Below are 23,259 nucleotides of genomic sequence, written 5' to 3' on the forward strand. Positions count from 1 at the left end.
CCCTTCGAGCCGGGCCCGTCAGACCGACATGTCCTTGGGGACGACCGGCGCCACCTCCGGGGTTGCCCCGGCATCCTGCGTGTGGACCGCCGGGGAGGCGGCCGGCGAGGCGATCGGCGAGGCTCCCGGCCCGGTTGGCGAGGCCCCCGGCCCGGTTGTCCCGGCGAAGCCGCCGAAGCCGCTCGCCGCCGAGGTGTCGGTGTCCGTCGTCCGCTCCGCCATCGCGTGCAGCCCGGCCCCGACCTGCCCCACCTGGCCGGCCAACCCCCTGAGCCCGCCGACGAGTTCACCGTGCGACGGACCGTACACGGCGGCGAAGGCGCTGCCCGGCTGGTCGGCGCCCCAGGGCGTGCCGAGCGCGGCGAGGCCCTTCTCCAGGGCACCCACGGCCTTGCCCAGCTCGCGCCCGATCTTCTCGAACTCCCGCCCCTCGCCGTGCAGTTCCCACGGCTTGATGACGAACGCGCCGCTGCCGCCGTCGGATGTCCCGGTGCTGCCGCCTGCCATCCCCGTACCTCCCCCGTACGTCCTGTCGCGGACCGGCCGCCATCCTAGGCACGCCCCCACCCCGGCCCGCACCGCCGAGCGGACCTCTTCACCCCGCCTTCACCCCGCCCGGGCCGGATCGCACGTCCGACCTCGCGTCCGACCGCACGTCCGACCACAAACCCGACCGCAGGCCCGGCCGGGAGCCCGTACGCCCCCGCGAAGCTCTACCCTTGCCGGGTGGCACCAGCAGAAACGTCCAAGAAGAAGGCCAAGGCGAAGCCCAAGGCCTCCCCCGCCCCCGTCGACCTCGCGATGCCGACCCTGCGCCGCGAGATCCCGCGCGACGAGGTCCCGCTCGACTTCCCGCGCGCCTGGGTCGAGTTCGCCGACCCCGCCGACGAGGAGCAGGTCTTCCGCTGCGACCTCACCTGGCTGACCTCCCGCTGGTCCTGCGTCTTCGGCCAGGGCTGCCACGGCATCCGCGAGGGTCGCGGTGAGTCGGACGGCTGCTGCACGCTGGGCGCGCACTACTCGGACGAGGACGACGAGAAGCGGGTCCTGAAGCACGCGGCCCGGCTGACCCCCGAGCTGTGGGAGAACTTCGCCGAGGGCACCGACGCCAAGGGCCGGCTCAGGTCCGACGGCGGCATCACCATGCTGGACGAGGACGGCGACCGCCAGACCCGCCGGGTCAACGGCGCCTGCATCTTCGTGAACAGCCCCGGTTTCGCGGGTGGCGCCGGCTGCGCCCTGCACGCGCTCGCCCTCAAGGAGGGCCGCGAGCCGCTGGAGACCAAGCCGGACGTCTGCTGGCAGCTGCCGATCCGCCGCACCTACGACTGGATCGACCGCCCCGACGACACCCGCTACCTCCAGGTGTCGATCGGCGAGTACGACCGCCGCGGCTGGGGCCCGGGCGGCCACGACCTGCACTGGTGGTGCACCGGGGCCCCGGCCGCGCACCAGGGCGCGGAGCCGGTGTACGTCAGCTACCGCCCGGAGCTCACCGAGCTGATGGGCAAGGCCGGCTACGAGGTGCTGGCCCGGCTGTGCGAGGAGCGGATCGCCACCAAGGGCGACCGCAAGGTGGCCCCGCACCCGGCCGACCCCATCAGGAAGAAGAAGTAGCGGCCCCGCTCACGGACCAGCGGACCAACGGACCAGCGGGTCAACAGATCAACGGATCAACGATCCGCCGGCCTACTTGTCGATGTCCCCGACCACGAAGAACATCGACCCGAGGATCGCCACCATGTCCGCGACCAGTGTCCCGGGCAGCAGCTCGGTCAGCGCCTGGATGTTGTTGAAGGACGCCGAGCGCAGCTTGAGCCGCCACGGCGTCTTGTCGCCGCGCGAGACCAGGTAGTAGCCGTTGATCCCGAGCGGGTTCTCGGTCCACGCGTAGGTGCTGCCCTCGGGTGCCTTGAGCACCTTGGGCAGCCGCTGGTTGACGGGCCCGGGCGCCAGGGTGGCGAGCTTGTCGAGGCAGGCGTCGGCGAGGTCCAGCGAGTTGAGGGTCTGCTCCAGCAGGCACTCGAAGCGGGCCAGGCAGTCGCCCTCCTCACGGGTGACGACGGTGAGCACCTGCCGCAGCTCCTCGGAGCCGTACGCGAGGTAGGGCTCGTCGCGGCGCAGGTCGAGGTCGAGGCCGCTGGCCCGGGCGATCGGGCCGCTGACCCCGTACGCCTCGGCCTGCGCCCTGGTGAGGACGCCGACGCCGGCGGTGCGGGCGCGGAAGATCTCGTTGCCGAGGACGAGTTCCTCGAAGACCGGCAGCTGCGAGCGCACGGTCGCGACGGCGGTGCGGACCCGGCCGAGCCAGCCGGCCGGCAGGTCCTCCTTGAGGCCGCCGACGCGGTTGAACATGTAGTGCATCCGGCCGCCGGAGGCCTCCTCCAGCACGTGCTGGAGGTCCTCGCGACCGGTGAAGGCGTGGAAGATCGGGGTGATCCCGCCGAGTTCCAGCGGGTAGGAGCCGAGGAACATCAGGTGGTTGAGCACCCGGTTGAGCTCGGCGAGCAGGGTGCGGATCCACACCGCCCGCTCGGGGACCTCCATGCCGAGCATCCGCTCGACGCCGAGCACGACGCCGAGTTCGTTGGAGAAGGCGGAGAGCCAGTCGTGCCGGTTCGCCAGCATGATGATCTGCCGGTAGTCACGGGCCTCGAACAGTTTCTCCGCGCCCCGGTGCATGTAGCCGATCACCGGCTCGGCCGTGACGATCCGCTCGCCGTCGAGCAGCAGGCGCAGCCGCAGCACACCGTGCGTGGCCGGGTGCTGCGGGCCGATGTTGAGCACCATGTCGGTGGTGCCCGCCTCGCCGGTGAAGTTCTCGGCTCCCGCCCCGATGCCGACCGTGGTCTCCCTCATGGACCCAGAGTCTGCCATCCCGGCAGGGACTCCAAGTCCGCCGCCCTCTCCAGGATCCCCAGGGGCGGCATGCGGACCGACTGGACCAGCCATCCGAAGCCGCCCAGTCCGCTCGGGTCGGTGAGTTCGGCCCCCTCCCCCGCGCCGCCGAGCGCCCGCAGGTAGCCCGCCGGGTCGGTGGAGGCGAGCGCGAGCGGCGGGCGCTCGCCGCTCACCCCGAGCGCGCGCAGGGCCTCGCGCTGGGTTGTCCACAGGCTGTGGAGGGCGGGCGCCGCGACGGCGTCCAGGGCGACGTGCGCGGTGACGTCGCAGGAGCCGTCCGGCACCGGGGCCACCTCCCGGCCGCCCCGGAAACCGGCGTACGTCCCGAACCGCGGCCGCCGCGCCGCCGTGTGCCCGTAGTCCACCGCGACGGCCAGGCCGCGCTCCAGCCCGGCCACCGCCCCCGCCCAGGCGGCGTCCCGGGGGCCGCCGAACTCCACCCGGTCCCCGGGCTCCCCGACGGGCCACCAGCGCCCGGCCCAGGCCGCGTCCGCCGCCGAGACCGGGCCGCCGAGGCGCTCCGCCCCGGTCGCGGTGTCCACCTCGACGTAGCGCAGCACCCCGTCCTCGTCCACCTCCCCGGCGTCCAGCGGCACGTTGTCCAGCCACTCGTTGGCGAACAGCAGCCCGGTGACGCCGCACGGCGGCCGGTCCGTCCACAGGGCTGTGGACGGAAGTCCCGCGGGCCGCCCGGCGAGCTCCACGCCGTACGGGCGCAGCCGCGCGAGCACCTCGCCGGGCAGCTCGGCCAGCACGCCGGTCAGCAGTTCCCCCCGTCCGGCCCCCATGTCGACCAGGGTCAGCTCCTCCGGACGGCCGAGGGCCGCGTCAACCTCCAGCAGCAGCCGGGCCACCGCACGGGCGAATCTCGGAGAGGCGTGCACCGAGGTGCGGAAGTGCCCGGCCGGGCCCTCCGGCCTGCGGTAGAAGCCGCGGTCCGGGTCGTACAGGGCCTGTTCCATGGCGGGCGCCCACCGCATCCAAGTCATGGGGCGGGACGCTACCCGGCACCGGGGGACCCCTCCCAACCGGAGCGGGGGCGTCTCCGACCTACGGAGTAGGGCGGATCGCCCTACCGGGGGACCTGGGCACCTCGCGCGACTGCCTAGGCTTGAGATGTGCATCGACTCAACGCCTGGCTCCGCCGTCACCCCATGGTGGTCGACGCCGCCTGGGCGTCGATCGTGCTCTTCCTCGGCCTGCTGCCGAACAACAACTTCCCCGACTCCGGCTGGCGCTTCGACGCCGAGGTCCTGGTCGCGGTGCTGCTGCCCGCGCTGATGGTCCTCCGACGGCGCTTCCCCGACGTCACCGTCGCCGCGGCCACCGGCATCGGCGTCGGCCAGGTGCTCGCCGACGTCGAACCGGGCATCTCCTCGATCGCCTACCTGGTCTTCGCGTACACCGGCGCCGCCTTCGGCCAGAAGTGGACCTCCCGGCTGGCGCTGGTCGCCGGGCTCTCCGCCGGCCCTCTGGTGTTCTGGCGGATGCAGCCGGTGAAGACGGTCCGCGAGAGCTCCGACCACTACGTCTCCCGCCCGTACGGCATCGCCGAGGCGGCGCTGATCACCCTGCTGATGAGCACCCCGTTCATCCTCTGCTGGGCCTGGGGCCGGCTGACCCGGGTGCGCCGCGCCTACCTGACCGAGCTGGAGGACCGCGCGGCCAGGCTGGAGCGCGAGCGGGACGCCCAGGCCCAGGTGGCGGTCGCGGCCGAGCGGGCCCGGATCGCCCGCGAGCTGCACGACGTGGTCGCCCACAACGTCTCGGTGATGATCGTCCAGGCCGACGGCGCCGCGTACGTGCTCGACAACTCCCCGCAGCAGGCGAAGGAGGCGCTCGGCACGATCGCCTCCACCGGGCGCCAGGCGCTGGTCGAGATGCGCCGCCTGCTGGGCGTGCTGCGCACCGCCGACACCGCCGAGGAGTACGTCCCGCAGCCGGGCGTCGAGGAGCTGCCGGAGCTGCTGGAGCAGGTCCGCACGGCCGGGCTCCAGGTGGACTACGCGACCTCCGGGCACCCGCGCGAACTGCCGCGCGGCGTCGAGCTGACCGTGTACCGGATCGTCCAGGAGGCGCTGACCAACGTCCGCAAGCACGGCGGCCCCGATGTGCACGCCCGGGTCGCGGTGGACTTCGGCGAGCGCGAGCTGGCCGTCCTGGTGGAGGACGACGGCCGCGGCAGCACCGACGAACAGCTCGCCGCCGGCGGCGCGGACGGTCTGGGCCACGGCCTGATCGGCATGCGCGAGCGGGTCGGCATGGTCAGCGGCAGCCTCGACGTGGGCCCGCGCCCCGGCGGCGGCTTCCGGATCCGCGCCGTCCTCCCGCTCAAGACCGCCCACTGACCCTCCGCTGACCCTCCGCGCCCTCCGACCCCCCTTTAGGAGCCCGCCTTGACCATCCGCGTGATGCTCGTCGACGACCAGGAGCTGCTGCGCACCGGCTTCCGGATGATCCTCCAGTCGCAGGGCGACATCGAGATCGCCGCCGAGGCGGGCGACGGCGCGCAGGCCCTGGAGAAACTGCGGCACACGCAGGTGGACGTGATCCTGATGGACGTCCGGATGCCGCGCCTGGACGGCGTGCAGGCCACCCGCCGGATCTGCCTGGCCGAGGACGGCAGCCCGCTGCCGGACGCCCCTCACGTGCTCATCCTCACCACCTTCGACCTGGACGAGTACGCCTTCGCCGCGCTCAAGGCCGGGGCCAGCGGCTTCCTGCTCAAGGACGTCCCGCCGACCGAGCTGGTGGCCGCGATCCGCGCGGTGCACGGCGGGGACGCCGTGGTCGCCCCGACCACCACCCGCCGGATGATCGACCGCTTCGCCGAGGTGCTGCCCACCCCGCACAGCGCTCCCGGCTCGGACGTCCTCGGCCCGCTGACCGAGCGCGAGCGGGAGGTGTTCCTGCTGGTCGCCCAGGGGCTGTCGAACGGCGAGATCGCGGCCCGGCTGGTGCTCTCCGAGGCCACCGTGAAGACCCACGTCGGCCGCATCCTGGCCAAGCTCGGGCTGCGCGACCGGGTCCAGGCCGTGGTGCTGGCGTACGAGGCCGGGCTGATCCGGGCCGGGGCCGCGGACTGATCCGGGCCGGGGCCGCGAACCGGCCCGCCCGTACACTGGGGCGGTACGTCCGGTACCCGTCGAGTGGACCGGAACGGTCATTCAGGACAAGGGTGGACGCGTGAATCCGTCCGAGAACTCCGGCTACGGCGAGTTCGCCCCGCGCGCCGACGGCCTCGGCGACCAGGCCTTCGGCGATCCCGCTTTCGGCGATCCCAGCGACCCCGGCAACCGCCCGGCCCGGCTGGCCGTCGGCGTGGTCGGCACCGGCCGGGTCGGCCCCGCGCTGGGCGCCGCGCTGCAGCTCGCCGGGCACACCGTGGTCGCCGCCTCCGGGGTGTCCGCCGCCTCCCGCCGCCGGGCCGAGTCGCTGCTGCCGGGCGTGCGGATCGTCGCCCCGCAGCAGGTGATGGCCGCCGCCGACCTCGTCCTGCTGACCGTCCCGGACGACGCGCTGGCCGACCTGGTGGCCGGCCTGGTCGCCACCGGCTCCGTCCGCCCCGGCCAGCTGCTCGTGCACACCTCGGGCGCGCACGGCGTCGGCATCCTGGAGCCCGCCACCCGGGCCGGGGCGCTGCCGCTGGCGCTGCACCCGGCGATGACCTTCACCGGCACCTCGGTCGACCTCGCCCGGCTGGCCGGCTGCCCGTTCGGCGTGACCGCCCCCGAGGAGCTGCGGCCGGTCGCCGAGGCCCTGGTGGTGGAGATGGGCGGCGAGCCCGAGTGGGTGCCCGAGGAGGTCCGCCCGCTCTACCACACCGCCCTCGCGCACGGCGCGAACCACCTGGTCACCCTGGTCGCGCAGGCGATGGACCTGCTGCGGAGGGCCGGTGTCGCCGAGCCCGGCCGGATGCTCGGCCCGCTGCTCGGCGCCGCCCTGGACAACAGCCTGCGCTCCGGCGACGCGGCCCTCACCGGCCCGGTCGCCCGGGGCGACGCGGGCACCGTACGGCGCCACCTGGCGCAGCTCAGTACGGTGTCCCCGGACATCCCGGCGGCGTACCGAGCGATGGCCCGCGCCACCGCGCAGCGGGCGCTCGCCAACGGGACGATCGACGAAACGTCCGCGGCGGCGCTGCTGGACGTACTGAACGAGGAGAAGCGCTAGTGGCACGCGGTAAGCAGCCGAACAAGACCCAGCGGGCGCCGAAGGTCCACCGGGCCGTCGTCACGCACACCGTGGACGACTTCGAGGCCGCGTTCTGGCCGGACGAGCGGCCGGTGGACAACGCCGTCGTGATGACCATGGGCGCGCTGCACGAGGGCCACGCCGCGCTGATCCGGGCCGCCCGCAAGCAGGTCGGCCAGGAGGGCCGGGTCGCGGTGACGGTCTTCGTGAACCCGCTGCAGTTCGGCCCGTCCGAGGACCTGGAGCGCTACCCGCGCGCCCTCGACGCCGATGTGCGGCTGGCCGAGGAGAACGGCGCCGACGTGGTCTTCGCGCCCTCCGTCGACGAGGTGTACCCGAACGGCGAGCCGCAGGTGCGCCTGACGGCCGGCCCGATGGGCGGGCGCTTCGAGGGCGCCACCCGGCCCGGCCACTTCGACGGCGTGCTGACCGTGGTCGCCAAGCTGCTGCACATCACCGACCCGGACTTCGCCTTCTTCGGCGAGAAGGACGCCCAGCAGCTGGCGATCATCCAGCGGATGGTGGCCGACCTGGACTTCGACGTCGAGATCGTCGGCGTACCGACCGTCCGCGAGGAGGACGGCCTGGCGCTGTCCTCGCGCAACCGCTACCTCTCGGAGGAGGAGCGCGCCCACGCCCTCGCCCTCTCCAAGGCGCTGTTCGCCGGCCGGGACGCCGCCGCGCAGGGCCCGAAGGCCGTCCGCGAGGCGGCCGCGGCCGTCCTGGACGGCGCCGAGGGCGTCACCCTCGACTACCTCGCCCTGATCGACCCGCACGACTTCACCGAGGCGGCGGACGACTTCCAGGGCGAGGCGGTGCTGGCCGTCGCCGCGAAGGTGGGCTCCACCCGCCTGATCGACAACGCCCGCATGATCGTCCGGTAGTACCGGCGGCAAGACCCCCTTTCCCAGGCATGCACTCACAGGAGGCGTGACCCGCAATGCTCCGCACCATGCTCAAGTCCAAGATCCACCGGGCCACCGTGACCCAGGCCGACCTGCACTACGTCGGTTCCGTCACGGTGGACGAGGACCTGCTCGACGCCGCCGACCTGCTCCCCGGTGAGCTGGTCCACATCGTCGACATCGACAACGGCGCCCGGCTGGAGACGTACACCATCGCCGGCCCGCGCGGCACCGGCGTGATCGGCATCAACGGCGCCGCCGCCCGGCTGGTCCACCCCGGCGACCTGGTCATACTCATCGCCTACGGGCAGATGGACACGGCCGAGGCCAAGGGCTACGAGCCGAAGATCGTCTTCGTGGACGGGCAGAACCGGATCACCGGCCTGGGCGGGGACCCGGCGGAGGTCCCGGAGGGCAGCGGGCTGCTCCGAGGTGACAAGGCGTACGGTGGCGCCGACGGCGCGGCCACCACGGCCACTCGCTGAAGGAGCCACTGAGCCATGTCCGCTACGCACCGCCTGACCGCCCCGGCCCCCGGCTGGACCGCCGCCACCGACGTGGTCGTGGTCGGCTCCGGGGTGGCCGGGCTCACCGTCGCCCTCAACGTCCGCAAGGCCGGCCTGCGGGCCATGGTGGTCACCAAGGCGATGCTGGACGAGGGCTCGACCCGCTGGGCCCAGGGCGGCATCGCGGCCGCCCTGGGCGAGGGGGACTCCCCCGAGCAGCACCTGGACGACACCCTGGTGGCCGGCGCCGGGCTGTGCGACGAGGAGGCCGTGCGCACCCTCGTCACCGAGGGCCCGGACGCCGTCCGCCGGCTGATCGCCACCGGCGCCCTGTTCGACCGGGGCGAGGACGGCGAGATCCTGCTGACCCGCGAGGGCGGCCACCACCGCCGCCGGATCGCCCACGCGGGCGGGGACGCGACCGGCGCCGAGATATCCCGCGCCCTGGTCTCCGCCGTCCGCAACGATCCCGACCTGGAACTGATCGAGCACGCCCTCGTGCTCGACCTGCTGACCGACGCCGAGGGCCACGCCGCCGGGCTGACCCTGCACGTGATGGGCGAGGGGCAGCGCGACGGCGTCGGCGCCGTCCGGGCCCGCGCGGTGGTGCTCGCCACCGGCGGCATGGGCCAGGTGTTCTCCGCCACCACCAACCCGGCGGTCTCCACCGGCGACGGCGTGGCGCTCGCCCTGCGGGCCGGCGCCGACGTCACCGACCTGGAGTTCGTCCAGTTCCACCCGACCGTGCTCTGGCTCGGCCCGGACGCCGAGGGCCAGCAGCCGCTGGTCTCCGAGGCCGTGCGCGGCGAGGGCGCCCACCTGGTGGACGCGGACGGCGTCCGCTTCATGGTCGGGCAGCACGAGCTGGCCGAGCTGGCCCCGCGCGACATCGTCGCCAAGGCGATCACCCGGCGCATTCAGGAGCAGGGCGCCGAGCACATGTACCTGGACGGGCGGCACTTCGGCGCCGAGATGTGGGAGCACCGCTTCCCGACCATCTTCGCCTCCTGCCGCGCGCACGGCATCGACCCGGTCACCGAGCCGATCCCGATCGCCCCGGCCGCGCACTACGCCTCCGGCGGCATCCGGACCGACCGGCACGGCCGCACCTCCGTCCCCGGCCTGTACGCCTGCGGCGAGGTGGCCTGCACCGGGGTGCACGGCGCCAACCGGCTGGCCTCCAACTCGCTGTTGGAGGGCCTGGTCTTCGCCGAGCGGATCGCCGCCGACCTGACCGCGCGCCACCTGGCCGACGAACTGCCCGAGCGCACCGTGGACGTCGCCGCCGCACAGGCCGCGCGGCCGGTGCCGCTGCCCCCGTCCGAGGCCCGGGCCGAGATCCAGCGGCTGATGTCGCGCGGCGCGGGCGTGCTGCGCTCGGCCGCCTCGATGGCGGACACCGCGGCCGGGCTCGCCCTGCTCGCCGAGCAGGCCTACGCGCACGTGGCCGAGGAGAAGCCGGACGACCCCCGGGTGGAGACCTGGGAGGCCGCCAACCTGCTGCTGGTCGCCACCGCTCTGGTGGCGGCGGCCGCGAAGCGCGAGGAGACCCGCGGCTGCCACTGGCGCGAGGACTTCCCCGAGCGCGACGACGCCCACTGGCGACGCCACCTGATCACCACCCTCGCCGCCTCCGGCGACCCCGTCAGCACCCCTGAGGAGCAGTAAGACCATGACTCACTCCCACGAGGAACTCCCGATGGCCGGCGGCTGCGGCGACGGCTGCGCCTGCGGGGACGGCGAGGGCTACGAGACCGGCCTGGACCCGCAGCTGGCCGAGCTGCTGGAGCAGGCCGGGCTGGACCCGATCGAGGTCGAGGACGTCGCCACGCTGGCGCTGGCCGAGGACCTGGCCGGCGGCGAGGACGTCACCTCGGTGGCCACCGTGCCCGCCGAGGCCGTCGCGACCGCCGACTTCACCGCCCGCCAGGCCGGCGTGGTGGCCGGTCTGCGGGTCGCCGAGGCGGTCGTCTCGCTGATCTGCGAGGAGGAGTTCGAGGTCGACCGGCACGTCCAGGACGGCGACCGGGTCGAGGCCGGCCAGGTGCTGCTGTCGGTCCGCTCGCGCACCCGCGACCTGCTGACCGCCGAGCGCAGCGCGCTCAACCTGCTCTGCCACCTGTCCGGCATCGCCACCGCGACCCGGGCCTGGGCGGACGCCCTGGAGGGCACCGGCGCGGTGGTCCGGGACACCCGCAAGACCACCCCGGGCCTGCGCGCGCTGGAGAAGTTCGCGGTGCGCTGCGGCGGCGGCGCCAACCACCGGATGGCGCTCTCGGACGCCGCCCTGGTGAAGGACAACCACGTGGTCGCGGCCGGCGGCGTGGCCGAGGCCTTCCGGGCCGTCCGGGCCGCCTACCCGGACCTGCCGGTCGAGGTCGAGGTGGACACCGTGGAGCAGATCCCACCGGTGCTGGAGGCCGGGGCGGACCTGATCCTGCTGGACAACTTCACCGTCGACCAGCTGAAGGAGGCCGTCGCGCTGGTGGCCGGCCGGGCGAAGCTGGAGGCCTCCGGCGGACTCACCCTGGCCAGCGCGCGCGAGGTCGCCCAGACTGGTGTCGACTACCTGGCCGTGGGCGCGCTGACCCACTCCTCGCCGATCCTCGACATCGGCCTGGACCTGCGCGCCTGACCGTCAGGTCGAGAGCAGACCTGTCCCGACTCGCAGAAAGCGTCCCCGTGCTCCTCACCATCGACGTCGGCAACACCCAGACCACGCTCGGCCTGTTCGACGGCGAGGACGTGGTGGAACACTGGCGGATCTCCACCGATTCGCGCCGCACGGCCGATGAACTGGCGGTGCTGCTGCAGGGCTTGATGGGCAACCACACCGCGGTCCGGGAGGCCACGGTGGAGGGCCTGGCGATCTGCTCCTCCGTTCCCGCCGTGCTCCACGAGCTCCGCGAGGTGACCCGCCGTTACTACGGCGACGTCCCCGCGGTGATCGTGGAGCCCGGCGTGAAGACCGGGGTGCACGTCCTGATGGACAACCCCAAGGAGGTCGGCGCGGACCGGATCGTCAACGCGCTGGCCGCCAACCACCTGTACGGCGGCCCGTGCATCGTGGTCGACTTCGGCACCGCGACCACCTTCGACGCCGTCAACGCCCGCGGCGACTACGTCGGCGGCGCGATCGCCCCCGGCATCGAGATCTCGGTCGAGGCGCTCGGTGTCCGGGGTGCCCAGCTGCGCAAGATCGAGCTGGCCCGCCCGCGCAACGTGATCGGCAAGAACACCGTCGAGGGCATGCAGTCGGGCATCCTCTACGGCTTCGCCGGGCAGGTGGACGGCCTGGTCACCCGGATGGCCAGGGAGCTGGACAAGGACCCGGACGAGGTCCAGGTGATCGCCACCGGCGGCCTGGCCTCCCTGGTCCTCGGCGAGGCCACCACCATCGACGTGTACGAGCCCTGGCTGACCCTGATCGGCCTGCGCCTGGTGTACGAGCGCAACCGCCCGGCGAGCTGAGCGGCGCTCAGCGAGCGGGCGCCGGGAAGGCCGGGAGGGTGACCGGACCGGTCTGCGGGGTGGCCGGATCGACCTGCACGGCGGCCGTGTCGCCGGGCGGTGTGAATCCGGGGCCCGGGGTCGGGGCGGACGTGACGAGCTTCCCCATCACCGGGTCCTTCGGCAGCGCCTCCGCGACCTCCTTCCAGCGCGGGTCCGTGACCACCTTGGAGAGCTGGTCCATGGTCAGCGGCGGGTCGGTCCGGGTGATCGGGGTGCCCTGCTCCAGCGGCTTGCGGTTCCACTCCTGGAGCGCCAGCTGATAGCCCTTCCCGGTCAGCACCGCGGACCAGGTCTTCGAGCCGGCCGGCTCCCCGCCGCGGGTGGCCGCCTGGTAGAGGCGCAGGTGGTCGCCGTCCGGAAGGGTCGCCTCGGTGCAGGCGTCGTCCTGCGTCTGCCGGGCCGGGCAGCCGACGTCGCCCACCCCGAAGCGGGTGATCCAGAACAGGTACTGCGCCGGGCCGTGGCCGTCGTCCAGGGTCAGCCGCACCTGCGGGGTGCCGCTCTCCGTCCCCCTGCCCTCGCCCTCCTGCACCGTTCCCGGCGGCAGGAGTTCGGTGAGCATCCGCTGGAACTCCGGCCCGGAGACCGGCCCGGCGGGCGAGGCCGCCGCCGGACCGGCCACCGCCGCGCCCTGCCCGGGCAGCAGGCCGCCGAGCGCGGCACCGCCCACCCCGGCCAGGGCCAGTGCGGCGGCGCCCGCCGCGGTGCCGGCCCGCCGCCTGCGGCGCAGCCGGCGGCCGTACGACCAGCCGGTGTCGGCCAGCGGGCCGGGCTCGGTGTCGAAGGCGTCGCCGGCCCGGCCGAGGGCCTCGCTGAAGGCCCGCTCGAACCGCTCGTCGGGCCCGTCGTGCTCTGCGGACATGCTGAACCAACCTCTCTACCAGGTGAGTTGACGTGACTAACGGGTGGGCGCGGCGCCCGGCTCAGCGCTCGGCCGACTCTTCGAGGCTGCTGCCGAGCACGGCGCGGATCCGGCCGAGCGCCCGGAAGGACTGGGTCCGGACGGCGCCCGGGGTGCTGTGCAGGATCGTCGCGGTCTCCTCGACGCTGCGGTCCTCCCAGTAGCGCAGGACCAGCACCGCCCGGTCGCGCGGCGCGAGCCGTCCGAGCGCGTCCACCAGGGCCAGCCGCAGCTCCGGGTCGCTCTGCGGGGCGGCGGCGTCCGGCACCGCGTCCACCGGCCGCTCGCTGCTGGAGCGGCGGCCGCGGTGCGAGAGGAAGGCCCGCACCAGCACGGTGTGCGCGTACCCGGCCGGGTTGTCGATCCGGGGTTTGGAACTGAACCACGCGGTGCGGTGCCACTGGGCGTAGATCCGCCCGAGCGCCTCCTGCACCAGGTCCTCGGCGAGGTGGGTGTCCCCACCGGTGAGCAGGCAGGCGGACCGGTAGAGCGGGCGCGCCCGGGCGGCCGCGAAGGCCTGGAAGTCCTCGTCCCGCCGCTGACCCCGCGTCGCCGTCCGCCGACCGTCCGGTTCCATCCTGTCCGCCCCCTGCTCCTTCGATCCCCTGCCACTTGGATGACCAGGTGTGTGCCGGGCAGCGTTACAGGCACGGTGAAAGGTTTTTTCAGGCGGACCGATCATGCGGAACTCCGCGTGACGTTACCGACAAATCGGATATTCCTCACGTAGTGTCAACCCATGCCTACGCCACACGGATCGCGGGGCGGCATGGCCTTCAGCGCCGACGAAGTCCGCGTGCTGCGCCGAGCCCTCGCCCAAGCCCTGCACCCCGCCATCCCCGTCCATCTCCAGGGGCCCGACCGCACGGCGTTCGCCGGGCCGGGCGTCGAACTGTGGGCGGAGGACGTCCAGGACGCACTGCGACTGACCGAGGCCATCGACGAGGCCGTCCAGGAGGGCGGCCGACTGCGCGCCTTCCTGCTCGCCGACCTCGCCCGCTACCGGGCCGCCCTGCCCGGCAGCGCGGCCGGCTACCTGGAGCGGTTGGAGGAGGCCGTGTCCGACGGCTACCTCCCCGGCCCCGAGGACCTCACCGCGCTGCGCGGGCTGTCCCGCCAGCCCTGCGGTCACGGCGAGCGGGCCCGCCGCTCCCGGCTGGCCGGACGCTGCCACGCACTGGCCGAGGCCGCCGTCCGCGAACGGCTCGCCCTCACCGCCGGACAGCCCCGCCACCTCGTCGCCGTACCGAGCCCCGCCGCACCCCCGAGCAGTCTCCCCACCCCTGTAGGAGGACGGATCCCGATGAGCAGCACCGACTCCCGCCCCGAGCAGCCCGCCGCTGAGAAGAACCCGCCCCGCCCGCACCGGATGCCCACCCCGGCCGAGCTCTTCGGCCGCCGGCCCAAGCCGCCGGCCCACCCCGCCCCGCCGGCCGACGAGGCGCCCGAGGAGATCGAGCTCGCCACCGGCACCGGCTGAGCCGCCCCAAACCCCCTGAAGCGCGAGGGGAGACCGCAGTCGCGGTCTCCCCTCCATCCATGTGTCGACAATCCCGCGATTCCCTCACCGACCATCAGTCACATCTTCGTAACCTTCACCGCACGGGCCGGGCCGTTCGATACCAGCCTGTGCGAATTGATACCGGATCAACCCGGTTGACGACCGGTAAACGATCTTTAGGGTGCGGATCCTCACCACTCGATTCACGGGGGATTCCCATGCACTCGACTCGCACGCGCCGGGCCCTCGGCGCCGGTGCGGCCTCGCTCGTCGCCGCCCTGGCCGTCGGCACCGCGGCCGTCCCGGCCCACGCCGCCGACCACCAGCTCAAGATCTACACGGCCGGCACGCTCCAGATCTCGACCCACCCGACCCCCCAGCCCCAGTGGGGCGAGAACGTCTTCCTGCGGGTCGGCCGAACCGGCACCGGCCCCGTCACGGGCGCCAGGCTCGCGCTCGACACCACCGGCCTCGACGGCCTGGCCACGCTCACCGCGCCGGGCTGCACCGCCACCGGCAAGGTGATCACCTGCGACGTCCGCTACCTGGACACCGACAACATCAACATCTCCAACAACCTGTGGCTGAGTGCCGTCGCCGGCGTCCGCCCGGGCTCCACCGGAACCGTCCACGCCACCCTCAGCGCCCCCGGCGCCGAGACCGGCGAGGCCGACATCCGGGTGAACATCGGCACGGCCGCGTTCCGCACCAAGTCCCCCTCGGAGCAGAGCGGCGTCCAGGTCGGCAGCAGGCTCGCGTCCGACCTGGAGTTCGCCAACCGCGGCGAGTCCGCGGCCGAGCGGACGATCGTCGAGGTCTACCTGACGCCCGGTCTCAACGTGGCCACCTGGCCCTCCAACTGCGAGTACGCCACCGACCCGGGCACGGCGGGCAAGGGCATCAGCGGGCCGGTGCCCACCGTGCACGGCATCTGCACCATCGAGGGGGAGATCGCCCCCGGCCAGGCCGTCAAGCTCAACGGTCTCGACTTCGCCGTGGGCACGACCGCGTACCACGACTTCGCCGGATACGCGGTCGTCCCCTCCGAGGACGCGCACGGCAGCAGCTCCGCGGACCTGCGCCGGCGGCTCTCGTTCCAGCGCGGGACCGGCGCGCCCGCCACCCTGGTCAGGACCTCCGGCAACGGGATCCCGGCCGACCTCGACGTGAACGCCTTCTCCACCGAGCAGGACATCATCGCCGACAACACCGCCGACTTCGCCGTGAACGGCTCCTGGGCGCCGGACGCCTCCGGCACCGCCGGCACCTTCACGCTCGGCGCCGCCAACAACGGCCCGGCCTCGATCATGGACCGCAGCGGCGGCGAGGCCACCCCCAACCTCAGCGTGCAGTTCCCGGAGGGCGTCAAGGTCACCGGCCTCCCCTCGACCTGCCGGGCGGACGACTACGTCCTCGGCCAGAAGTCCGACAAGCCGCTGAACAAGTTCTCCTGCGACGGGATGGGCGACTTCTTCACCCCCAACGGCGCCACCGTCTCCCACAAGCTGGGCCTGTCGCTGCCCGAGGGCACCGGGGAGCTGACCGCGACGGTCTCGCTGCAGAACGAGCAGAGCAACCTGGAGCCCGGCCACCCCAGCGCCGTCATGAGCTGGGACCACAACCCCGCCAACGACCTGCTGAAGGTCACCCTGCGGGCCGCTCCCGGCGGCACGCCCACCCCCGACCCCACCGGGAGCCCCACCACCGCTCCCACCGGAACGCCCACCACCACTCCCACCGAGGCGCCCACCACCGCGCCCACCACCGCGCCCACGACCGCACCCACCACCGAGCCGACCGGCGCGCTCGTCCCGGCCAACCTCCCCGGTGCCGGCGCCCCGGGCACCGGATCCGGCACGGGCACCGGCGGTTCCGCCGCCGTCCAGGCCACCGACGGCTCGCTGGCCAGCACCGGCGGCTCCAACACCCTGCCGATGGCGGCGACGGGTGCCGCCGCCATCGTGCTCGGCGCCGCCGGGCTGGTCACCGCCCGCCGGTCCCTGACCCGCCGCGACCGCTGACCCGTACGGGGGGAGACCACCGCTGCGGTCTCCCCCCTCGGTAATCCCGTCGCGGAGCACCCTGTGTGGCTGGCTACCCTTGTGGGGTGAGCGATCAGAGCCTTGTTCCCGCGACCGACGACCTTCCCGAGCAGATGCGCGTCCGGCGCGAGAAGCTGGACCGGCTCCGGGCGGCCGGCGTCGACCCGTACCCGGTCGGATTCCCCCGCACCAGCACCATCGCGGACCTGCGTGCCAAGCACCCGGACCTGGAGCCCGACACCGCGACCGGTGAGCGGGCCGGCATCACCGGCCGGGTGATCCTCTCCCGCACCGGCGGCAAGCTCTGCTTCGCCACCCTGCGCGACGGCACCGGCGACCTCCAGGTGATGCTCTCCCTGGACAAGCTGGGCGCCGAGCGGCTGGCCGCCTGGAAGTCCGACATCGACCTCGGCGACCAGGTCGGCGTCGAGGGCGAGGTGATCACCTCCAAGCGCGGCGAGCTGTCGGTGATGGTGGACCGCTGGGAGCTCACCGCCAAGTGCCTGCGCCCGCTGCCGGACAAGCACAAGGGCCTGACCGACCCGGAGGCCCGGGTCCGCCAGCGCTACGTCGACCTGATCGTGAACCCCGAGGCCCGCGAGATCCTCCAGCTGCGCAGCAAGGTCGTCCGCTCGATCCGGCGCACCTACGAGGACCGCGGCTACATCGAGGTCGAGACCCCGATGCTGCAGCCGGTGCACGGCGGTGCCAACGCGCGTCCGTTCAAGACGCACATCAACGCGTACGACATCGACCTCTACATGCGCATCGCCCCCGAGCTGTACCTCAAGCGGCTGGTGGTCGGCGGCGCCGAGAAGGTCTTCGAGATCAACCGCAACTTCCGCAACGAGGGCGCGGACTCCACCCACAACCCGGAGTTCACCTCGCTGGAGTCGTACGAGGCCTACGGCGACTACGACACCCAGGCCGAGCTGATCCGCGAGACGATCGTCAACGCGGCCCGGGACGCCCTGGGCACCACGGTGATCAAGGGCGTGGACGCGCACGGCGTGGAGCACGAGATCGACCTGGCCGAGCCGTGGGAGGAGATCAGCGTCTACCCGGGCATCTCCGCCCGCCTGGGCGCCGAGGTCACCCCGGAGACCAGCGTCGAGGAGCTGCGCAAGCTGGCCACCGAGCACGGCATCCCCTTCGAGAAGGAGTGGGGCCACGGCCAGATCGTGCTGGAGATGGTCGAGCGCCTGCTGGAGGAGAACGCCGTCCGGCCGACCTTCCTCAAGGACTACCCGACCGAGGTCTCCCCGCTGACCCGCCAGCACCGCTCGATCCCGGGCGTGGCCGAGAAGTGGGACCTGGTGATCTTCGGCACCGAGATCGGCACCGCCTACTCCGAGCTGGTCGACCCGGTCGAGCAGCGCGCCCGGCTGACCGCGCAGTCCCTGCTGGCGGCCGGCGGCGACGTCGAGGCGATGCAGGTGGACGAGGACTTCCTGCGCGCCCTGGAGTACGCGATGCCCCCGACCGGTGGCCTCGGCCTCGGTGTGGACCGCCTGATCATGCTGCTGACCGGCAAGAACATCCGGGAGACCGTGCTCTTCCCGCTGGTGAAGCCGGAGCCGAAGGCTTCCGCCGCGACGGCGGAGAAGACCGAGGAGGAGTGACCTGATGGACTACGTCAGCGCGATCGTGCCGCCGCTGGTCATGGCGATCGGCTTCGGATTCCTGGTGCGGGCCATCGTCCGCAGCCAGGGCGGGGCCCAGAAGGCCAAGGAAGACGTCGACTGATCCCCTGATCCCCGGGAGCCCTCCCGGGGACCGCGAGCGGACCCGCGACTGACGCCGTCAGCCGCCCCCGAACGACCGGCGCGCCGCCATTCCCGATTCCCGGGGGTGGCGGCGCGCCGGTTTGGCGCACTTCACAAGATTTGCCCCATTCACTCCCTATCCTGGCCGCACTATGGTCCGGCAACTCGGCGAACTTGAGAACGCCATCATGACCCGGGTGTGGCGGTGGAACCGACCGGTGACGGTTCGCGAGGTTCTCCTGGATCTGCAGTCGGAACGCGAAATCGCGTACACCACGGTGATGACCGTCCTGGACAAGCTGCACAGAAAGGGCTGGTTGCGCCGTGAGCGGGCCGGCCGGGCCTATCGATATGAACCGGTCTCCTCGCGTGAGGCGTACACGGCAGCGCTGATGAACGACGCATGGGCCACCAGCGACAATCCGGCGGCGGCCCTGGTGCACTTCTTCGGCCTGATGTCCCCGGAGCAACGCGAGGCTCTCCGGGACGCCTTGCGGGTCGCCGCTCTGTTCCCGTCCGATCCGCCCCCCGCGGATTCCCCGGAGGCCGGACCGGATACCGGGGAGACCCCGCCGGGGGCGACGCGATAACGTCCCGGTCATGGAGGTCACCATCCGCCGGGCGCGGACCACGGACGTACGGGCCGTACGCGGGCTCATCGACGCCTACTCGCGCGACGGCATTCTGCTGGACAAGCCCACGGTCACACTGTTCGAATCCGTCCAGGAGTTCTGGGTCGCGGAACGCGACGACAACGGCGTGGTGGTGGCCTGCGGCGCCCTGCACGTGATGTGGGAGGACCTGGCCGAGGTCCGCACGCTCGCGGTGGATCCGTCCTGCCGCGGCTTCGGGATCGGGCATGTGCTGCTGGAGAAGCTGCTCCAGACCGCCCGCTGGCTCGGCGTCCGTCGGATTTTCTGCTTGACGTTCGAGGTTCCGTTCTTCGCGAAACACGGTTTCGTCGAGATCGGGGAGCTTCAGGAAACCGATGATGGTACGACAGACCCGGCGGCGATCGCTACGGATGTCTATGAAGAACTTCTCCGCTCGTACGATGAAGGTGTCGCGGAGTTCCTCGACCTGGAGCGGGTGAAGCCCAACACACTGGGCAACTCGCGCATGCTGCTGCACCTCTGAGCGGCTCCGTAGCGGTCAAGGGTTTGTGTTTTCCGGAGAAAGGCGCTTTCCTTTCCTTAGGCAATGGGTCGTTTAGCGGAAAGGGAAGCCCGTGGCACAGAGGGTGCAGGTCATTCTTGAAGACGATCTCGATGGCGGTTCGGCGGACGAGACGGTCACGTTCGCGCTCGACGGCGTTGCCTACGAGATCGACCTGAAGAGCGCCAACGCGGACAAGCTGCGCGGTCTGCTGGCGCCGTACGTGGAGAAGGGCCGCAAGCAGAGCGGCCGGCTCGCCGGCTCCCGGCGTCCGGGCCGCGGTGCGGCGGCGCGTCCGTCCAGCAGCTCGCCGGACACCGCGAAGATCCGCGCGTGGGCCAAGGAGCAGGGCATGGAGGTCAACGACCGCGGCCGGGTGCCCAGCGGCGTCCGCCAGGCCTACGAGGACGCCAACGCGTCCTGACCCCGGCACTGCCGGCCCGCCGGGGCGGGTGCGGGGCCCCGGCGGTCGCACAGGGCGCCGACGACACACGCGCGGGGCGCGGAGGAGCCTCCTCCGCGCCCCGCGGCGCGCGTCCGAACGCCTCCGGCACCGCCCGTGTCCGGCCCTCCGGGGCCGCCGGCTCGGGCGGCGGAACAATCACCAGCTGTGCAACGCTGTAGGGGCGAAGCAGTGACGCGGACACCACCGGGGTGGCGTACCGACCGTCCCGACCGCCGTTGAACCACCGCCACCGCGGCCCGACTTCTCGCCAGGCGAACACCGCCACCGCGGAAACTGCGCGAGAACGGCCCCGATACCGGGTATGAATGCAGGTGGACGGGTCCTTGGGCCCGTCCAGGGGCAGTATGTACGACCGGCCGGAGAGGGTCCGGCTCCGCCCCGGCGGCTCTTGTTCGCCGATGGCGTAGCGGATTCCGGTGCATCCGGCCCACCTGTGGGAACACCGATTCCCAGCATCAGGTTGGGATTGGTGTCGGCTGGTCGCGCAGCATCTCGCTCCCGTACCGGGGAGTGAATCCGTGGGCCGCGCCGCTGAGCGGGACTAGCATGCGGAAGGACAGGGCGGGGACGGACCCCGAACTGCCCGACCGCTCTGAGGAGCGATAAACGATGTTCGAGAGGTTCACCGACCGCGCGCGGCGGGTTGTCGTCCTGGCTCAGGAAGAAGCCCGGATGCTCAACCACAACTACATCGGCACCGAGCACATCCTCCTGGGTCTGATCCACGAGGGCGAGGGCGTCGCCGCCAAGGCCCTGGAGAGCCTCGGGATTTCTCTTGAGGCCGTTCGCCAGCAGGTCGAGGAGATCATCGGCCAGGGCCAGCAGGCCCCGTCCGGTCACATTCCCTTCACCCCCCGGGCGAAGAAGGTCCTGGAGCTGTCGCTCCGGGAGGCCCTGCAGCTCGGCCACAACTACATCGGCACCGAGCACATCCTGCTCGGTCTGATCCGCGAGGGCGAGGGCGTCGCCGCCCAGGTCCTCGTGAAGCTGGGTGCCGACCTCAACCGGGTGCGCCAGCAGGTCATCCAGCTGCTGTCCGGCTACCAGACCGGTGGCAGCAAGGAGTCGGCCACGGCCGGCGGGCCCGCCGAGGGCACCCCGTCGACCTCGCTGGTCCTGGACCAGTTCGGCCGCAACCTCACCCAGGCCGCCCGCGAGGCCAAGCTCGACCCGGTCATCGGGCGCGAGAAGGAGATCGAGCGGGTCATGCAGGTGCTGTCCCGCCGCACCAAGAACAACCCGGTCCTGATCGGTGAGCCCGGCGTCGGCAAGACCGCCGTCGTCGAGGGCCTGGCCCAGGCGATCGTCAAGGGCGAGGTCCCGGAGACGCTCAAGGACAAGCAGCTCTACACGCTGGACCTGGGCGCCCTGGTGGCCGGCTCGCGCTACCGCGGTGACTTCGAGGAGCGCCTGAAGAAGGTGCTCAAGGAGATCCGCACCCGCGGCGACATCATCCTGTTCATCGACGAGCTGCACACCCTGGTCGGCGCGGGCGCCGCCGAGGGCGCCATCGACGCCGCCAGCATCCTCAAGCCGATGCTGGCCCGCGGCGAGCTGCAGACCATCGGTGCCACCACCCTGGACGAGTACCGCAAGCACCTGGAGAAGGACGCCGCGCTGGAGCGCCGCTTCCAGCCGATCCAGGTCGCGGAGCCCTCGCTGCCGCACACCATCGAGATCCTCAAGGGTCTGCGCGACCGCTACGAAGCCCACCACCGGGTCTCCATCACGGACGCCGCCCTGGTCGCCGCCGCCACCCTGGCCGACCGGTACATCTCGGACCGCTTCCTGCCGGACAAGGCGATCGACCTGATCGACGAGGCCGGCTCCCGGATGCGCATCCGCCGGATGACCGCGCCGCCGGACCTGCGCGAGTTCGACGAGAAGATCGCCGACGTGCGCCGCGAGAAGGAGAGCGCGATCGACGCGCAGGACTTCGAGAAGGCCGCGTCCCTGCGCGACGACGAGAAGCAGCTCCTGCAGGCCAAGGCCAAGCGCGAGAAGGAGTGGAAGGCCGGCGACATGGACGTCGTCGCGGAGGTCAACGAGGAGCTCATCGCCGAGGTCCTGGCCACCGCCACCGGCATCCCGGTCTTCAAGCTGACCGAGGAGGAGACGTCCCGTCTGCTCCGCATGGAGGACGAGCTGCACAAGCGCGTCATCGGCCAGAAGGACGCCATCAAGGCGCTCTCCCAGGCCATCCGGCGCACCCGTGCGGGCCTCAAGGACCCGAAGCGCCCCGGCGGTTCGTTCATCTTCGCCGGCCCGTCCGGCGTCGGTAAGACCGAGCTGTCCAAGACGCTCGCCGAGTTCCTCTTCGGCGACGAGGACGCGCTGATCGCGCTCGACATGTCCGAGTTCTCCGAGAAGCACACCGTCTCCCGGCTGTTCGGCTCCCCGCCCGGGTACGTGGGCTACGAGGAGGGCGGCCAGCTGACCGAGAAGGTCCGCCGCAAGCCGTTCTCGGTCGTCCTCTTCGACGAGGTCGAGAAGGCCCACCCGGACATCTTCAACTCGCTGCTGCAGATCCTGGAGGACGGTCGCCTGACCGACTCCCAGGGCCGCGTGGTCGACTTCAAGAACACCGTCATCATCATGACGACCAACCTCGGCACCCGGGACATCTCCAAGGGCTTCAACCTGGGCTTCGCGGCCACGGGTGACACCCAGACCGGGTACGAGCGGATGAAGGCGAAGGTCGGCGAGGAGCTCAAGCAGCACTTCCGCCCCGAGTTCCTGAACCGTGTCGACGACATCGTGGTGTTCCACCAGCTGTCCGAGGACGACATCATCCAGATCGTCGACCTGATGATCGCCAAGGTGGACGAGCGGCTCAAGGACAAGGACATGGGCCTGGAGCTCAGCGTCGAGGCCAAGAAGCTGCTGGCCAAGCGCGGCTACGACCCGATCCTGGGTGCCCGTCCGCTGCGCCGCACCATCCAGCGCGAGATCGAGGACCACCTCTCCGAGAAGATCCTCTTCGGCGAGCTGCGGGCCGGCCACATCGTGGTCGTCGACGTGGACGGCGAGGGCAAGGAAGCCAAGTTCACCTTCCGCGGCGAGGAGAAGTCGGCCGTCGCCGACACCCCGGCCGAGGTCGCCTCGTCCGGTCCGGACCTCACGAAGTAGAGCAACATTTAACAGACAACTTCACAGCCACCGAGCCCCCGGCGTTCGCGCCGGGGGCTCGGTGCGTTGCGGCCGGACGGCTCCTCCCCCGGCATTGTCCGGGGTGGTCGGTCTCCCGGCCGCTTGGTGCGGGTGCGTCCAATTTCTCAGTAAGGTTTAACCAGCATACGGTTGACACTTTGTCAGCTGATGGGGAGTCGGGGAGGATAGCGCCGTGACCATGTCCTGGTCAAGGTCTATCTTTTCTGTGCACGCTTGTATCAAATGACGTCCACCTGTC

The 23,259-nt window shown here is 72.2% G+C and carries 21 protein-coding genes; 16 read left to right on the plus strand and 5 right to left on the minus strand.

Translation table 11 applies throughout. The features are described from left to right. Positions 1–18: 18 nt before the first annotated feature. Positions 19–507, minus strand: coding sequence for a hypothetical protein (locus RZ50_RS17350; RefSeq protein ID WP_196947923.1), 489 nt, complete (start codon positions 505–507; stop codon positions 19–21). Positions 508–726: 219 nt separating this feature from the next. Between RZ50_RS17350 and RZ50_RS17355 the strand changes: the two genes are divergently transcribed. Further along, positions 727–1,617, plus strand: a complete 891-nt coding sequence (locus tag RZ50_RS17355) for a hypothetical protein (protein ID WP_374199937.1) — start codon at positions 727–729, stop codon at positions 1,615–1,617. 72 nt (positions 1,618–1,689) lie between these two features. On the opposite strand, the gene RZ50_RS17360 is transcribed toward RZ50_RS17355, so the two are convergent. Further along, on the minus strand, positions 1,690–2,859 hold the full coding sequence (locus RZ50_RS17360; RefSeq protein WP_196947922.1) for an NADH-quinone oxidoreductase subunit D: 1,170 nt from the start codon (positions 2,857–2,859) through the stop codon (positions 1,690–1,692). Continuing rightward, positions 2,856–3,890 carry an SAM-dependent methyltransferase gene (locus RZ50_RS17365; protein ID WP_196947921.1) on the minus strand — a complete coding sequence of 345 codons (1,035 nt, stop codon included), beginning with the start codon at positions 3,888–3,890 and terminating at the stop codon, positions 2,856–2,858. Before RZ50_RS17365 ends, RZ50_RS17360 begins: the two co-directional genes overlap by 4 nt. A 129-nt stretch (positions 3,891–4,019) precedes the next feature. On the opposite strand from RZ50_RS17365, the gene RZ50_RS17370 reads away from it, so the two are divergent. From RZ50_RS17370 to RZ50_RS17405, 8 genes are all read left to right on the plus strand, one after another. Next, on the plus strand, positions 4,020–5,249 hold the full coding sequence (locus RZ50_RS17370; RefSeq protein ID WP_196947920.1) for a sensor histidine kinase: 1,230 nt from the start codon (positions 4,020–4,022) through the stop codon (positions 5,247–5,249). Between the two features lie 48 nt (positions 5,250–5,297). After that, positions 5,298–5,987, plus strand: a complete 690-nt coding sequence (locus RZ50_RS17375) for a response regulator transcription factor (RefSeq protein WP_196947919.1) — start codon at positions 5,298–5,300, stop codon at positions 5,985–5,987. Positions 5,988–6,087: 100 nt separating this feature from the next. Beyond that, positions 6,088–7,074, plus strand: a complete 987-nt coding sequence (locus RZ50_RS17380) for a Rossmann-like and DUF2520 domain-containing protein (protein WP_196947918.1) — start codon at positions 6,088–6,090, stop codon at positions 7,072–7,074. A gap of 71 nt (positions 7,075–7,145) precedes the next feature. After that, positions 7,146–7,979 (plus strand): pantoate--beta-alanine ligase, encoded by an 834-nt coding sequence (panC, locus tag RZ50_RS17385; protein ID WP_308271815.1) that lies wholly within the window; start codon positions 7,146–7,148, stop codon positions 7,977–7,979. Positions 7,980–8,035: 56 nt separating this feature from the next. Continuing rightward, entirely contained in the window at positions 8,036–8,485 is a 450-nt protein-coding gene (gene panD, locus RZ50_RS17390) for an aspartate 1-decarboxylase (RefSeq protein WP_196947916.1), read from the plus strand. A gap of 15 nt (positions 8,486–8,500) precedes the next feature. After that, on the plus strand, positions 8,501–10,174 hold the full coding sequence (locus RZ50_RS17395) for an L-aspartate oxidase (protein ID WP_196947915.1): 1,674 nt from the start codon (positions 8,501–8,503) through the stop codon (positions 10,172–10,174). 4 nt (positions 10,175–10,178) lie between these two features. After that, a complete protein-coding gene (gene nadC / locus RZ50_RS17400; RefSeq protein ID WP_196947914.1) occupies positions 10,179–11,141 on the plus strand; it encodes a carboxylating nicotinate-nucleotide diphosphorylase in 963 nt (320 codons plus the stop codon). A gap of 47 nt (positions 11,142–11,188) precedes the next feature. Further along, entirely contained in the window at positions 11,189–11,977 is a 789-nt protein-coding gene (locus tag RZ50_RS17405; RefSeq protein WP_196947913.1) for a type III pantothenate kinase, read from the plus strand. Between the two features lie 7 nt (positions 11,978–11,984). Here the strand turns inward: RZ50_RS17405 and RZ50_RS17410 are convergent, their stop codons facing one another. Next, positions 11,985–12,881, minus strand: coding sequence for a hypothetical protein (locus tag RZ50_RS17410; RefSeq protein WP_217680589.1), 897 nt, complete (start codon positions 12,879–12,881; stop codon positions 11,985–11,987). A gap of 61 nt (positions 12,882–12,942) precedes the next feature. Beyond that, entirely contained in the window at positions 12,943–13,497 is a 555-nt protein-coding gene (locus RZ50_RS17415) for a SigE family RNA polymerase sigma factor (RefSeq protein WP_196946975.1), read from the minus strand. A gap of 162 nt (positions 13,498–13,659) precedes the next feature. Between RZ50_RS17415 and RZ50_RS17420 the strand changes: the two genes are divergently transcribed. The 7 genes from RZ50_RS17420 (at position 13,660) to RZ50_RS17450 (ending at position 22,979) form a co-directional block, all read left to right on the plus strand. After that, the gene (locus RZ50_RS17420; RefSeq protein ID WP_196946976.1) at positions 13,660–14,400 is read left to right on the plus strand and encodes a hypothetical protein; all 741 of its coding nucleotides are present in this window, start codon (positions 13,660–13,662) and stop codon (positions 14,398–14,400) included. Positions 14,401–14,639: 239 nt separating this feature from the next. Further along, positions 14,640–16,442: a hypothetical protein gene (locus tag RZ50_RS17425; RefSeq protein WP_196946977.1), complete on the plus strand. Its 1,803-nt coding sequence runs from the start codon at positions 14,640–14,642 to the stop codon at positions 16,440–16,442. A gap of 86 nt (positions 16,443–16,528) precedes the next feature. Next, on the plus strand, positions 16,529–18,085 hold the full coding sequence (gene lysX, locus RZ50_RS17430) for a bifunctional lysylphosphatidylglycerol synthetase/lysine--tRNA ligase LysX (protein WP_196946978.1): 1,557 nt from the start codon (positions 16,529–16,531) through the stop codon (positions 18,083–18,085). A 296-nt stretch (positions 18,086–18,381) separates the two neighbouring features. Then, positions 18,382–18,819, plus strand: coding sequence for a BlaI/MecI/CopY family transcriptional regulator (locus RZ50_RS17435; protein ID WP_196946979.1), 438 nt, complete (start codon positions 18,382–18,384; stop codon positions 18,817–18,819). 10 nt (positions 18,820–18,829) lie between these two features. Continuing rightward, the gene (locus tag RZ50_RS17440) at positions 18,830–19,366 is read left to right on the plus strand and encodes an amino-acid N-acetyltransferase (RefSeq protein ID WP_196946980.1); all 537 of its coding nucleotides are present in this window, start codon (positions 18,830–18,832) and stop codon (positions 19,364–19,366) included. Between the two features lie 91 nt (positions 19,367–19,457). Then, on the plus strand, positions 19,458–19,808 hold the full coding sequence (locus tag RZ50_RS17445) for an Lsr2 family protein (RefSeq protein ID WP_196946981.1): 351 nt from the start codon (positions 19,458–19,460) through the stop codon (positions 19,806–19,808). Positions 19,809–20,459: 651 nt separating this feature from the next. Then, positions 20,460–22,979, plus strand: a complete 2,520-nt coding sequence (locus RZ50_RS17450; RefSeq protein WP_196946982.1) for an ATP-dependent Clp protease ATP-binding subunit — start codon at positions 20,460–20,462, stop codon at positions 22,977–22,979. Positions 22,980–23,259: the final 280 nt, after the last annotated feature.

The organism is Kitasatospora sp. SUK 42 (genome assembly GCF_015776785.2).
Classification (GTDB): Bacteria; Actinomycetota; Actinomycetes; order Streptomycetales; family Streptomycetaceae; genus Kitasatospora.